General features: G+C 54.0%; 10 protein-coding genes. 1 reads left to right on the top strand and 9 read right to left on the bottom strand.

The annotated features are described in order from the left end of the window. Both G1C98_RS08400 and G1C98_RS08405 read right to left on the bottom strand, forming a co-directional pair. On the bottom strand, positions 1 to 139 hold a 139-nt coding region (locus G1C98_RS08400; protein WP_169080777.1), incomplete at its 3' end, for an NAD(P)-binding protein. Between the two features lie 114 nt (positions 140 to 253). Continuing rightward, on the bottom strand, positions 254 to 2281 hold the full coding sequence (locus G1C98_RS08405) for a glycosyltransferase (protein ID WP_169080778.1): 2028 nt from the start codon (positions 2279 to 2281) through the stop codon (positions 254 to 256). A gap of 191 nt (positions 2282 to 2472) precedes the next feature. Here G1C98_RS08405 and G1C98_RS08410 point away from each other — a divergent pair, with 191 nt between their 5' ends. Next, a complete protein-coding gene (locus G1C98_RS08410) occupies positions 2473 to 3381 on the top strand; it encodes a surface protein A (RefSeq protein ID WP_240944984.1) in 909 nt (302 codons plus the stop codon). A gap of 55 nt (positions 3382 to 3436) precedes the next feature. Here the strand turns inward: G1C98_RS08410 and G1C98_RS08415 are convergent, their stop codons facing one another. From G1C98_RS08415 to G1C98_RS08445, 7 genes are all read right to left on the bottom strand, one after another. Continuing rightward, positions 3437 to 4393, bottom strand: a complete 957-nt coding sequence (locus G1C98_RS08415) for a DUF2142 domain-containing protein (protein ID WP_335341304.1) — start codon at positions 4391 to 4393, stop codon at positions 3437 to 3439. Between the two features lie 431 nt (positions 4394 to 4824). Next, entirely contained in the window at positions 4825 to 6540 is a 1716-nt protein-coding gene (locus G1C98_RS08420) for an N-acetylmuramoyl-L-alanine amidase family protein (RefSeq protein ID WP_169080780.1), read from the bottom strand. Positions 6541 to 6840: 300 nt separating this feature from the next. Next, complete coding sequence (locus G1C98_RS08425) at positions 6841 to 9261, bottom strand: glycoside hydrolase family 2 TIM barrel-domain containing protein (protein ID WP_470287747.1); 2421 nt, start codon at positions 9259 to 9261, stop codon at positions 6841 to 6843. Next, complete coding sequence (locus G1C98_RS08430) at positions 9201 to 9722, bottom strand: hypothetical protein (protein WP_169080782.1); 522 nt, start codon at positions 9720 to 9722, stop codon at positions 9201 to 9203. The genes G1C98_RS08425 and G1C98_RS08430 overlap by 61 nt, the downstream gene beginning before the upstream one ends. A gap of 246 nt (positions 9723 to 9968) precedes the next feature. Continuing rightward, the gene (locus G1C98_RS08435; RefSeq protein ID WP_169080783.1) at positions 9969 to 11252 is read right to left on the bottom strand and encodes an ABC transporter ATP-binding protein; all 1284 of its coding nucleotides are present in this window, start codon (positions 11250 to 11252) and stop codon (positions 9969 to 9971) included. Beyond that, a complete protein-coding gene (locus tag G1C98_RS08440; protein WP_169080895.1) occupies positions 11252 to 12088 on the bottom strand; it encodes an ABC transporter permease in 837 nt (278 codons plus the stop codon). Before G1C98_RS08440 ends, G1C98_RS08435 begins: the two co-directional genes overlap by 1 nt. A 167-nt stretch (positions 12089 to 12255) precedes the next feature. Continuing rightward, positions 12256 to 14127 carry a glycosyltransferase family protein gene (locus G1C98_RS08445; protein WP_169080784.1) on the bottom strand — a complete coding sequence of 624 codons (1872 nt, stop codon included), beginning with the start codon at positions 14125 to 14127 and terminating at the stop codon, positions 12256 to 12258. Positions 14128 to 14183 lie beyond the last annotated feature (56 nt).

Raw genomic sequence — 14183 nt, forward strand, 5'->3', positions numbered from 1 at the left:
CGTTGCCGCCGATGTGGTCGCGCACGTCGATGATCTCGACCCTCGCGCCCGCGTGCTCCACGGCCTGCTGCGCCACGGTCAGGCCGAACAGGCCCGCCCCCACAATCACCAGATCAGGGTATTCCACCGCGTCAGTCATACGATAACCTTCCCAAAACAGTCGAATGTCAATTACAAATGCACAATAGCCATGTGCGTTTCGCGTTCATGATACTCGCATACCGGAATGAACACGGTCGAATCGCGCTCTTGACTACTTATCTTCAAAGATTCTTGCCCACGTATCCATGGAGGTGATTCCGTAAGCCTGGTATTGGGCAGCCAGACGCTTCCAATTCTTCAGAATCTTGCGCGTAAGCCGGTATCCTTCCATCATGCTCTTGCGGAAATGCTTGTTGTCCCGCTTCAGCCATGCCACACCGTTGCCATCCGCCGTAGTCACCAAAGCTGAATTCACATGGTCGAAGGCAAGCCAAGTCCAAGCGGCATCACGTGCCGGAATGGCGGCGTCCGGGCGAGTTGCCTTGGCTGGGTCGACCTTCTTGACGAAACTCTTGACGATCAGACCAACGGCCTCCTTGTACCGGCTCTTCATGGTGGAAGGATGGTTCTTGGGAGGTTCAATCTCGCCGGCAGGTTCGGGGAATGCCTCGAAACTGTCCTTGGTCTGGGCGTCAGGGTATTCCGCACGCACCTTACGCACCTCGCCGAGCTTCGTCGGCAAGCAATCCACAAGATATTGCGGTCCACGAAGAATATCCCTCAACGCCATGTGATGCAATGCCATGGCGGAGTATACGAAGCGCAGCCCAAGACTGGCATCGCCGTACAGCGTCTCCACCAGCATGCGTGGCGGCCTGTCTGGGTACGTCATCAATGCCGCGAGCCAACGGTTACGCTCGGTGAAGTATTCCTCCCAGGAACGGGCCGGATCCTTGTCGTGCCATGCCTGATGCCATACCGCCACACCTGGCAGACACACCGTCGGATAGCCTGCCTTCTTGGCACGCAGACCATATTCAATGTCATCGAATTTGATGAATACCGGCATTGAAAGACCGATTTTCCTTACCACTGCGACTGGAATCAGGCACATCCACCAGCCATTGAAATCCTCATCGATGCGTTGGTGGCGATCCGGCGAATCACGAAGTGGTTCCACGGAGAAATCATGGTTGTACCCCATGCTCTTCGACGGGTACATCCACATGCGCTGCGGGTTGATGCGCTCACCCTGCGTATACAGCATGGTGCGATTATCCAGGTGGAACATGCCTCCACCCACAAGAACCGGTCGTACCGTGTAATCGGAGAACTGGATTGCACGCAGAATGGACTCCGGCTCACTGATGGCATCGTCGTCCAGCAGTAGCACGAAATCGCTGTTGCCAGCCTTGGCAGTCTCGTACATGCCTCTGGAAAAGCCGCCGGAGCCGCCCAGATTCACCTGCTGGATATAGGTGAGCTGCTTCCCCAGATCGGCAGCCACCTCGGCGAAGTCTTTCTGGTCCTTTACCAAGTCGCTCCCCTGATCGGTGCAATACACCGTATCCAGACGTTCACGCAATGCCGGCGCACCGGCAATGGCGCGCAGCTGGTTCATGCAATACGCGGCGCGATTGAACGTCGTGATGGCGATGGACATGGACGTTTCGTGCTTTGCCGTTCGGGCGTTACGGGGAACGGACCATGCGGCATCGGAAATGACCACTTCCCCGCCAAGGGATTCCGCATCGAACCAGAAATATCCACCGTCCATAAGCCCCGTCATTGGCACGTCTACGCATATACGGGTTTCGGCCTCCGAAGCCGTTGTCTTCGTCGCGACCGGGTAGATCAGTCCACGACCTGTGGAGCGGAATACGCTGATTTTGGCGTTTCCCTGAACGGTCGCTTCGAATCGCACGGTTTTCACACTGGTCCAGCGACGCCAATAAGCCGCAGGGAACGCATTGAAGAACGTGCATCCGGACATATGACCACGATTCTTCAAGGCCATGGCGGAACGCCCTTTGATTTCGAACGAATCGCAGGAGACGCCGGTGGACGAGCCGGCATGGCGGAGCATGCGCTGCAATGTGGACTGGTTCATGGATCCGAATTCCAAACGACGCATATCGATGCGGGAATCCAATGTGGTTTCCGCAACGTGCGGACGGGTCCAATCGATCGCATACAACGGGAGGGTCTGCTCGGCATCCTTGACCGGGTATACGACACGCATAACCGTTTCCCAAGTGCTGCCTGATTCGGCATTCTTCATAGAAGCCTCCTGATTCATGCTTCCTCTCCTATCGCCGTTTTCGTTCACCCACTCATCGTAGTGGGTGCATCACACTTTAGACAATCCGCATGCGTATAGTCGGCACGCGGAATTCTTCGAGAAAGGTCATGCTATCCACGCCTTCCCGATATTCCGACCTAAAATCGAAAGTATCTTATTGTCATACCAGCACAAAGGAGATGATGGTCATGATTCTCAGGAAGAAGATTATTCGAAACGCCGTTGCCGCGGCTGCGGCTCTTTCCATGTTCGCCTTGCCGGTCGCCCCGGCCAATGCAGAGGAATATGTCGAGCCGCCGAGTTCCGACTACACCGGCTGGGTCGTTCAGAACGGCGAACATTACTGGTTCGATTCCGGTACCATGGCCCGTTCAAAGGAAATCTATGATCCGGGCACCAACGCCTGGTACTGGCTCGACGCCGACGGAACGATGGCGCACGACAAGGACGTCTATCTGCGTTCCAACGGCGGCAAGTGGGTCCGCTACGATTCGAACGGTCATATGGTCAAGGGCGAGGATTGCCGGTACGGCGGCTGGTACTACTTCGACAAGACAACCGGCGCCATGGCCAAAGGCATGAAATACATCGGTTCCAACGGTGGCAAGTGGGTGTATTACGACTGGACGACCGGCAAGATGGCGCATGGTGAGCAGTATGTGAACTATGACGCGCAGCATACCGGCTGGTACCTGTTCGATCAGCACACCGGTGCCATGTACCACGGCGATACCTATATCCGGTCCAATGGCGGCAAATGGGTCCGCTATGACCGGGTGACGGGAAAGATGGTCAAGGGCCTACATTATCAGGATGGCGCCTACTATTACTTCGACAAGACCACTGGCGCCATGGCGCATGGCCGTGTGTGGGTGCCGGAATGGAACTCGTATGCGACCTTTGATTCCGTCACCGGCCGCTATGTCAGCAAGGATTCAGGCAACACCACCAAGCCTGGAAACACTGGAGGAGAGAACATCCGCGGTCGATTCTGCAAGAACAGCGAGAAGGGCCAGCAGCGCGTCGACGGTGACGGCACGATTATCGTCTGTGAATGCCGTAACGGAAACAAGACCCCTCACTGGTACGCCAAGTAGATAACAGCCACTAGATTTTTGGAGGGAACGGAGATTTCTCTGTTCCCTCCAAAAATCATTTCCATTGAATTACATATGTGACCACTATAGCGATATATGAAAACAGCGTTAGCACTGCTACGGAAATAGCTAATGTTCTGCGATTGATATGTTCACTCCTAATAAAATTGGGAATCAACAGTGCAGCAAGCGGCAATACCGGTATAAAATACCTGTTTTGCAATCCCGATGCGTATACATCTATATTCCCAACCCATGTGATCGACATTGCCACACACGACAATACGTAATATAAAACTATAATTAGTGCTACTAATCCAACCTGTAATTTATTTATAGATTTATAGCTCATATGCACAATCAAAAGCACCATAATAGCGATAAGCACTGGCGCCATAACAATTAAAGGCAATTGAACTTCTTCCGTTCCCGTAAAGAACTGAAGATTTCTTCTCGGATTCACTAATTGCCCATTGATTTTCTCAGTATCAAAATCCATAGGCTCAAACAATGATCGGCCAATGAGCGGAAATATCTTCCAGGGAGATTGCAGTAGCTGCCCCTCAAGTTCATGCGTTTTCTCCAGCGAAACACGATTTGGCGCAACCGCTATCTGTGAAGTCCTCACGCGCCAGAGCCACATGGAGATAAAAGCAGCGAGAACAGGAAGCATCAGGGCGATCTTCTTCACATACCCCTGAGCCTTGGGAAGCAAGAACAATACGAATAGCGCGATGATGGAGCAGGTGATCTTGACCTGACCGAGCAGAACTCCCATCACGCAGAGCAGAACGATATGCCTGTATCGCAGAGAGCTCTCCCGCTGATACAAGCCCAGAATAACCGCAATGAACAGCAGACAGTAGCTATTGGTGATGGCATCGGCCGTCGGAAATATCATTGAGAAAAATGTGGTCGGAAGAATCGCTATAGCCAGAATGATATTGGCATAGGATTTAGCAACCCATATCGCCACAGCGATAATAGTGGCCGAGCAAATCAACGTCGCCACGCTCGATACGAAAAATCTCCGCGCACAAGGAGGCTGGGGAAATACACGAAAGGAGCATTAACCGCAGTGTTATTGAACGTTATTATTTCCCCGTGATTGCGATAGATCATCCAATCGGGATATTCATCAGAAAAAACCGGAATTATATTTCCTGCTCTGATTTGCAGAATACGCGCCCAATGTGCCATGACATCGTTGAAACAATGCTGTTTGCCATAGAAAATGAGAATGCACCCGGATACAACCGCACCAACCCAATACAGCAGAGGGACATAACCGGAGACATGAAATTCCGCATGCTTCAGGTCACGTCGATGTTTCCCCGAATAATGCTGCGGCAAGTCATATCCCCCTACCCTCAATAAAAAAACCGGTTTTGATGCGATCAACCAGCAATCGCATCAAAACCAGTTTATCTCATGTCCAAAGACTCAGCCACGTCCAGTGGTCTGGTCGAACCAGTGCCAGGCGTTCCATTCGGGAACCCAGACACGGCCCTTCTGCATGGCTCCCGTGGTCTTGTCGAAGTAATACCACGAGTTGTCATGACGGTCCAAGCCCTTGACCATTTTTCCGGTAGTGAAGTCGTAGCGAACCCACTTGCCTCCGTTGGAGCGAACGTACGTATCGCCGTGGAACATGGCACCGGTGTGCTGATCGAACAGGTACCAGCCGGTATGCTGCGCGTCATAGTTCACATACTGCTCGCCATGCGCCATCTTGCCGGTCGTCCAGTCGTAATACACCCACTTGCCGCCATTGGAGGAGATATGTTTCATTCCCTTGGTCATTGCGCCGGTGGTCGTGTCGAAGTAATACCAGCCGCCGTTCCGGTAGTCCTCGCCTTTGACCATATGGCCGTTCTTGTCGTACCGGACCCACTTGTTTCCGGCGGGGATATAGACATCCTTATTCACGGCAAGCGAGCCATCCTTATCGAACCAGTACCAGGCGTCGCTTGCAGGATCGTATACCTCTTTGGAAACCGCCTTCACGCCATTGTCATACCAGTAGCGCTTGCCGTTTTCCGTCACCCAACCGTTGGCTCCTGGGCGATACTCGCCATATCCCGCACGGATTCTCGCATTCCAGACGATTTTCTTTGCAGTCGGATCCGTGACGGTTATCACTGTTCCGTGCCTGTTGGGGATACTGCGCCCGTCGACGTTGGTCGTGGTGATACGACGCGTGTTGTGCCATCCGGTTTTTAGGCTGGACGACTGCGTGACGAAGGTGCCGGCAGTTCCGTCGGATTTGCCGTACGGATAGTCCTTGAGCTTATCAGTGTAGAAGAAATACTGTCCGTTGTAGTACGTCAGAGATGGGCCCTCATAACCGGTCACGACATTGTCGTTCACCAAACTCCAAGCCTTAGGATTCCCCGCCTGAGACAGGTCACCGATGGAATAGATCTGATTGGTGACGCCGTTCTTCTTGATGCTGAGGTAGTACACGCCGTCCTTTTCAAACAGCGACGGGTCAAGCCAATTGCTGGTCTTCGTATCGGGAAGCTTGATCGGATTCAAGCTGCCGTAGCTCAGCTTCGGCTGTGCTCCCGGATCGACTGCGGGGTCCGCTCCAGGCTGCAATCCCGACACCTTGACGATGTAGGGATACATGTAATCCTTCTGCGCATTGCCGTGGAAGTCGCCATAGTATCCGAGAGTGGTCACAATCCACATATCGCCATGGCTGTCAACGAATCCATCGGTTCCTGCGGAATCATACTGGCCATCCTTAAGACCATTGGTATACGGCATTACCGAGGGGGCCAGGTTCGTTGGGCTGCCGCTGTTGGGGTAGCTCCAGTTCACCAGATCCTTGGAATACCCCATCATCGGGGTAAAGCGCCATCCCAGATTCTGCTGCTTCTGCACATAGCCACCAAGAATCCAGAACGTACCGTCTTTATAGGTGATGCTCGGATCATGAATGGCGTTGACGTAGCTCGGCTTGCCGGAAACGTGCGCGCTGCCGTTGCCGTCGGCCTTATATGCCGTGCTGATCTGCTGGAAATCAGCGCCATTGTACGACATGTACACCGTATCGGAACGATCCGAATCGCTGTTCCAGAAGACACCGACCTCCATATCCGGGTAATCCGTTTCGGCAGCGGACGCAGCCTGGACTCCGAACGAAGCCGCCATGGATAAAGCGCCTAACAGCGCGATGCAACTCTGTATTTTCCTTCTCATCTTCACTTCTCTTCTTTGAAGATACACTTGCTCTTTCAAGGATAGACTGCCAATCCACACGGCACACCCACCAAAGCATTGCAACCGCATAGTCGCCAATCCGGTCCGAGGTTCCGCACATGGAAAACCGCGTTTTTGCCATCGAGCCGAATACGTTGACTCGATAGCAAAAACGCGGTTTCCTATCATCCGCCATTACTCGCATGGGCAACGCTGAATGCCTGAACCATCATTCAGCGCTTGCAAGCGGCGTCAGCTCTTCACGCTACCGGTGTTGGCGTAGTTCCCAAGACGATGCAGGAAGGCGGCCATATCCTGGCGGACCACGTCCGACATGCCACGATAGGTCTTCGTGCCATTAGCCTCGGTCCAGCCTTCGCTGATACCGGTTCCGGCCATCCAGAGAATATCCTTGTAGTGCGGAGTGCGCTTGTTCACATCGGCAAACGGGTTCCTGTTGTAGGCGGAATCCTTGACGCCAAGGTTCTTGATGGCCAGCCTCTTCAGGAAGGCGGCCATATCCTGACGCTTCACCGTATTCATGCCGCGGAAGGAACCATCGTCCCAACCCTCGGCGATGCCGTTGGCGCCAAGCCACCAGATTTCCTTGGCGTGCGGGGTGTCTTCGGTAACGTCCGTGAAGCGGTTCTTGTCGGATGCGCTCGGCGTGTAGGCCGGGGAACCCGCAAGACGGTAGAGGAAGGCGGCCATATCCTGGCGCTTCACCGTGTCCATGCCGCGGAACGTGCGCTTGCCGTTACCGTCAACCCAGCCTTCGGTGATGCCGTTGTCGGCGAGCCACTGAATGTCCTCGGAGTGAGGCGTGTTCTCATTCACGTCCTCGAACTGCATACCATAGGTCACGCCGTCAACGGCGTCCTCGTAGGTCTTGGAACCGTTATGGGCAACGACCTTGAGGGAGTTCTCGGTTTGGGCGGCAAGCTTCACGTTGTCCCAGACGAACACGCCATCCTGCTGCTTCTTGCCCTCGCCCAGGGACTTGCCGTTAAGGAACAGCTCGGCCTTGTTGCAGTTCGAATACGCCTTGATCTGCTGGGTGGGCTTGTTCCTCTGGATGAACCGCTTGCTGGTAAGGTACACGAACTTGTCGTTCTTGTTCCAGTTCGCCTTGAAGAAGTAGTAGGCGTCCTTCTTCGTCACATGGTCGTAGCAAAGCAGACCCTTGGTGTTGAGACGTTCCTTGCCACCGGAATTGCGGTACGACGAGAAGTCGAACATGTTCCAGACGAAGCTTGCGGCCACGTTATTGCTGTGCTGGATGTAATCCCAGTACGCTTCGAGCAGGTAGGACTGGTATTCCTCGTAGTGCTTGTCGCCGTTCGCGTCTTCGGCACCATTCCAGGAGAAGGAGCCGTCCACTTCCGTGTGCTGGTCGATGTTGGCACCGGCACCGTATTCAGAAAGCATCATCGAATCGGCACCCAGAACCTGCTGATACTTGTTCATCTTGGTGGTCAACGATTCAACAAGCTTCTTGTGCCCCTCGGCGTCAGCGCTCTTCACTGCGCTCTTGAAACCGACATAAAGGTTCATACCGGTGAGATCAATCTTGGAGCTCCATTTTGCAGAGGTGTTGACCGCATCAGCGCCATCGATGTTCGCCTGCACGATCAGGCGGTTGGGATCTTCCTGGTGAGCCAGATCAACCAATGCGGAGTTAAACGCGACAAGCTCGGCCTCCGTTACCTTGAAGTCCTCTCCGTATCTCGCGAAATCCTTACTATAGCGCACTTCGTTCTGCACACCCCACATGACGATGGAGGGATAGTTGTAGCCCTGACGGATCATCTCCGAAAGCTGGTTCGTAATCGAGTTCTTGTAGGAATCGGCCTTCGAGTAGATCAGGTAGTACGGGATCTCGCAATATACCAGCAGGCCCTTTTCATCGGCCATCTCGTAGAAGGCGGGATCATGCGGATAATGGGACGTACGAACAGCGTTCACGCCCATGTCGAGCATGGTGTCGATGTCCTGGGCCATCTGATCACGGGAGACGGCGTTACCCACACCCTCACGATCCTGGTGGTAGCCCACGCCATGAATTTCGATCTGCTTGCCGTTCAGATAGGCCTTGCCATTGGAAACGTTGAACGTACGGAAACCGATCTTCGTGCTTTCCGTATCCAGCACATGTCCTGCAGCATCCTGCAGGGAGACGTTCATCGTATACAGGTAGGGATCGGAACGACCGTTCCAACGATGCACGTTGGCGACCTGCTGATCCAGCTTCTGTTCGGAGGCTTCGGCTCCGGCATTGACCTGAATGTTGGAGCTCGTCTCGCTCACAACATTTCCGGCATTATCGGAAATGGACGTTTTCAGCACGAGGTTCGCAGCTTCCGCAGCCTTGTTCGTAACATCCACTCGCGTATTCACGGCCGCATTGTTGCCGTTGAGCTTATAGTCCACGAAGACGCCGGAGCTGCCCTTGTTCTCAGTCGAAATGTACTGGTTGGGCAGGGCGATGAGTTCCACGTCACGGTAGATTCCCGAGAACTGCGTGTAATCGACATTGATCGGGATGGAAACCGTATCGACATTGGTCACGTTGACGGTAAGAGCGACGGAATCCTTGTCCTGCACGTACTTGGTCAGGTCGAAGACGAAGGCGGAATAGCCACCGACGTGGGTACCCACTTCCTGCCCATCGATTTCACCGTGGTGTTCTTGTTGGAACCGTAGAACTTGATGAACAGGTTCTTGCCATGGTACTTGGCGACATCAAGCTGCTTGCTGTACGTGACGGTCTTCTGATTGAACTGGGGAATGTACGACATTGTAGGATGCGCATAGTCCCACGAATGCGGCAGATCGATGGTCCCCTCGGAAGCGCCGGTGGGGAATGTCCATCCATCCACGCTGGCGTCTCCCCTGGAGAACGTCCAGCCCTTATCGATGTTCTCAACCGTTCGACCGGAGACCTGGTCATCCGACGATGCGCTCAGCGCATCGTCGGCTTCATTGGAGGAGTCAGCATTCTGAGCTTCTCCCTGAATTGTCTGGCTGTCGGTAACGTCCGCAGTGTTCGCATCCAGCTCTTCCGCCTGCGCACAGGGAACACCCGCCGCGAGCATGGCAACAGCCAGCAGGGACGCAAGATATTTCCGTCTCATCTTCTTTTCTCCTACGCTTCGTTTTCCTTCGAGCACATAAAAGAACCCCCTATATGCTCATGAAAAAAGATGACTTGCCACTCTATGCCAAATCACCTTTTGTAAAAGGGTACAACTTAGGCTGGATAGCGTAGCGACACAGGCATGTCTTGAGGAATCTGTGCCCATTACCAATGGGGAGAGGGTATACGCCCCCCTATCTGGCACATACCCCCCCTCCAGAAACTCCGTGAGGAGCAGCCGGCTTTACTGTTCCGGCTTATCGATCTGCGTAATCGTCATCGCCCTGTCGCTAAGCAAGGCGTAATTTCGGTTACGCGCATCACGGATCACGAATGTGCAAGCATTTTCGTCCAATGCCACCGCCACCGCATCCGTCATGGCATCGTCACCGGGCGTAGGAGTGCGCAGCGACGTGATTAGACGGAACTCGCCATCGTTGAACAGATTCAGAGGCATCTCGAAGTACACCGTCTGGTGTCCATGCTTTTCCATTTTGATGGTCTTGGCGCCGGTATCGTAGGTGATGCCTCCGCGCCGGACATCATGCAATGCAATGGCCAGATAGAAATCCCCAGGCTCGTCGTACTGGTACTCGACGGCAAACTTGAACGTATCGGAGCTCTTCAGAATCAGCGGCGAGACGCCATACGTCCGCAGCAGCGGGCAGCGGGCATTCAAGCCATTGGGATATTCATCCTTATTTTCGGCAATGACCTTCTTGCGCTTTTCCTGCTTCTTCTCTTCCGCTTCAAGATTGGCGAGGGTGTACTTCTCGGCGACCGTCTCGCGATCGCCGATCGCGGCGACCACACCATCCTGGATGAACATGGCGCGAGTGCAATACCGCTTGACGGCGCTCATGTCATGCGTGACCAGAATCACGGTCTTCGTCGGATCCTTCTTGATTTCCGTGAAATAGTCGTTGCACTTCCGCTGGAAAGCCTCATCGCCGACGGCCAAAACCTCGTCAAGGACCAGAATATCTCCCTGGGCCTTGATCGCCACGGAAAAAGCAAGACGAACCTGCATGCCGGATGAGTAGTTCTTGAGCTTCTGATCCATGAACTCGTCAAGCTCGGCGAATTCGACGATATCGTCGTACATCGCGTCGACCTGTTCCCTGGTGAAGCCCAGCAAAGCCCCGTTGAGGTATACGTTCTCTCGACCGGTCAGTTCCGGATTGAAACCGACGCCAAGTTCGATGAACGGCACCAGTTTGCCATGAACCTGGATTTCGCCTTCGTCGGGGTAATAGATCTGGGAAATCAGCTTCAGCAACGTCGACTTGCCGCCACCATTGCGCCCGACAATGCCGAAGAACTCTCCCTGATGCACTTCGAAGCTGACATCCTTGAGCACCGTCTGCTTTTTATAGCCCTTGATGCCCCTGGTCCAGTTGATGACGGCCTGCTTCAAACCAGTCGCCTGTTCCGTCGGCAATTTGAAGCTCTTGGAAACATGCGTCGCTGAAAGGACAACCGGCTTCTTGGAATAATCGAATTCTACCGACTCGTTTTTTTCAGACATCACATGACCTCCGCGAATTTACGGCTATTACGACGGAACAGATAAATGCCGAGCCAAAGCAGAACGGCCGTAAGAACCAGGGGGAAAAGCCAGACGCCCCAATTAGAGAACTGGTTCCAGATCGTCGGCTGCGTTTCCGGCGCAATGAAGTTATGCCGAATATCCTGAATGGTCTGTGCAAAAGGATTCAGCAATTCAAGACGTGCCACATCGGCGATCCAACCACCGCGGTTGGTCACATAGGTCAGCGGATAGATGATAGGCATGCCGTAGAACACCAGCTGCTGAAGCACTTCCCAGATATGCGCGATATCGCGGAAGTAGACGTACATCGTCGCCATAAGTAGCGTCAGGGCCAGCGTGATGGCATACAGCTCTACGATGCTGAACGGCAGCAGGATGACGCGCCAGGTGAATTTCACGCGTGCGATGAGTGCGAAGACAAATACAACCACCAGATTGATGGCGTAGCTGATCAATGCGCCAACTGTCGCAGAAACCACCACGATGTAGTTGGGGAAATGGATCTTTCGCAGCAGATCGCCACGATCGACAACAGAACGCAACCCCACGTTGGTGGATTCGGTGACGAACTGCCACGAGCTGATGCCCAGCAGCAGCACCACAGGATATGTGGAGGTTCCATCAGACATGCGCAGGAACTTGCCGAAGACCACGTACATCACGCAGAACATCATCAACGGTTTCAGAACCGACCAGGCGATTCCCAGAAAAGACCCCTGGTAACGTAGCTTGAAATCTGTTTTTACTAGACCCCGCAGCACGGTCCACGCATACCCGTACCTGTTTTTTATATTTTTCGCCAACTGTTTCACAGGCAGTATCTTATCAGTGCCCATTCCATTGGGGATGGGGAGCAACAAATCGGCATCACTTGGCGGGTAAAGCCGTTCCCATTTCCAGGCATTTCAGTTGCCTTTAAACGAAAATGCTGTGCAGGTTCTTGAACATTCAAGTTCCTGCACAGCACAAGTGCCCGTTATCAGTCCATCTTGAGGTAATGCTTCCAGTATTTCACCGAGGTCAGCTCCTTGCGGGCGGCGGCGTATTCCTTACGCAGACGCTCGATATTCGCCTTGTAGTACTTGAGATCCCTTGCATAGCGCTTCTTGATCTCCTGGTAACGCTTCACATCCTTGGTGCGGATGATGCCCTTGCGGTTGTACCAATCGAGAACAACAAGCTTGTGCTTGCCACGGATCGCGCCGGCCGGGTACAGCCATCCCTGCAGCGGGATGACGGCATAGCCGGTGCCGTCCTTCTTGAAAAAGCGCTGGTTGTTGTCAGTGATGAGGTCTTCCAATCGCTCAGGCATACTACGCGGCTTATCCCCATCGATTAGCTGGCGATCGATGTCCTTGATACGCAGACCGTCCAGTTCGGCATCGGCGTCGATCTGGGACTGGAGAGTCACGAAGTCCACAAGCTGCTCCTTGTTGCGATTCGCAGCCATGAAGCTCTTCTCCGCCTGGCCGGACTTCTTGATGAATTCAGGGCCCTTCAGGAAGTCCTCAAAGGCATCAAGACACAGCTCGGCATTGGCGTAACCGAATTTCTTCAGCTCCAGACGGATGTTGTTGTGCAGCTCATACATGAAGTCGGCCTTCGGGGCCATGCCGCACGTCGCCTGCGCGATCATCGTGTTACGGGTGGTCTGGTAGCGTTCCACCGCCGCGTTATAGCGCTCGAAGAACGACATGTGCCATACGCACAGGCTATTCATGGTGATGAATCCGGTCTTGCAGCGAATGCCGTACTCGGCATCGTCGCAACGGACAAACACGGGAAGGGGCAGACCGTTCTTCTCGATCACGGAAATCGGAATGCAGCAGTACCACCATGCGGCATACATGTTGTTCCGCTGCCACTTGGTCGGCGTGTACATCTCGTTGTACACCAGATCTTCGAACAGGGTCAGACGCAGCGGCGGCTTGCAACCGGCAAAGGTGCCCTGCTGGGTCATGTTGCCGATGTCTTCCCACTGATCCTCGCCGATCTCGTAGTTCAGCATCGCGCCGCTGATCATGTCATTGCGGTGCTCGGGCTTGAGAATACGCAGCAGGTTATAGGTACGCTTGATGCTTTCCGGGGAGACCGCGACGTCATCGTCCATAAGCAGGATGTTCGTGGCCTTCGGATCCTGTTCCATGGCGGTGATCATGCCACGGGTAAAGCCGCCGGCACCACCGACGTTGTCGTTCGGCACGACCTGAACGCGATTTCCGCTCAGCTTCTCGGCGTCAAGAGTGCGGCCATTATCGATCACATACATATGGAAGTGGTCGGCGATCGGATCACCGGAGTTGATGATCTGATCCTTAACCAGGCCAATGTTGCGTTCGATGAACGCTTCCTTCTTGAAGGTGGTGGTGGACAGCACCAGCTCAACGTCGTTCAGCTCACCATCGATGCCAAGCTCGTAGTAGCTGTTACGGATGGCGACCGCACCCTCCGCCTTGATGAGGAAGCCGACAATCACCATGTCATCGGTGATGGTGAGCGGCAGATCAACAACCTGCCAGTCGTCGGAAGCGCTCAGCGTCTTCGAAGCCCCTTCGACGGGCAGCGGATCATGCGCGAAAGCGTCACCCATGGTCTGCTGCACCTCGCAGGCAGCGCCCTTAAGCTCAAGATGCAGCATGAAGCTCGTCGCACGCGTGTACTTCCGCAGCTTCATTACGGACAAGGAATTGAAATACGTGCTGAAGTCGAAGGTTCCCGCATTGAACATCTTCCACTCGCCAAGCTGCTCGTCGAAGACAACCGGCTGATCGGAGCGGCAGTACAGCGCCGGGTAAGCGACAGAGCGAGGGTTCGTCTCCAGAAGGATATTTGCAAATTTCATAGTCGGCATCCGCCTACCACCTCATCCTTGTTTCAAAACGTCAACTTCCCAATGTAACAGGAACA

Source organism: Bifidobacterium erythrocebi, assembly GCF_012932675.1.
Taxonomy (GTDB): Bacteria; Actinomycetota; Actinomycetes; order Actinomycetales; family Bifidobacteriaceae; genus Bifidobacterium; species Bifidobacterium erythrocebi.

What these genes read in the sequence shown, in the direction of transcription:
- G1C98_RS08420 (WP_169080780.1), bottom strand. Translation starts at nt 6,540, where the DNA reads ATGGCGGCTTCGTTCGGAGTCCAGGCTGCGTCCGCTGCCGAAACGGAT.
- G1C98_RS08405 (WP_169080778.1), bottom strand. Translation starts at nt 2,281, where the DNA reads ATGAATCAGGAGGCTTCTATGAAGAATGCCGAATCAGGCAGCACTTGG.
- G1C98_RS08430 (WP_169080782.1), bottom strand. Translation starts at nt 9,722, where the DNA reads ATGAGACGGAAATATCTTGCGTCCCTGCTGGCTGTTGCCATGCTCGCG.
- G1C98_RS08410 (WP_240944984.1), top strand. Translation starts at nt 2,473, where the DNA reads ATGATTCTCAGGAAGAAGATTATTCGAAACGCCGTTGCCGCGGCTGCG.
- G1C98_RS08445 (WP_169080784.1), bottom strand. Translation starts at nt 14,127, where the DNA reads ATGCCGACTATGAAATTTGCAAATATCCTTCTGGAGACGAACCCTCGC.
- G1C98_RS08435 (WP_169080783.1), bottom strand. Translation starts at nt 11,252, where the DNA reads ATGTCTGAAAAAAACGAGTCGGTAGAATTCGATTATTCCAAGAAGCCG.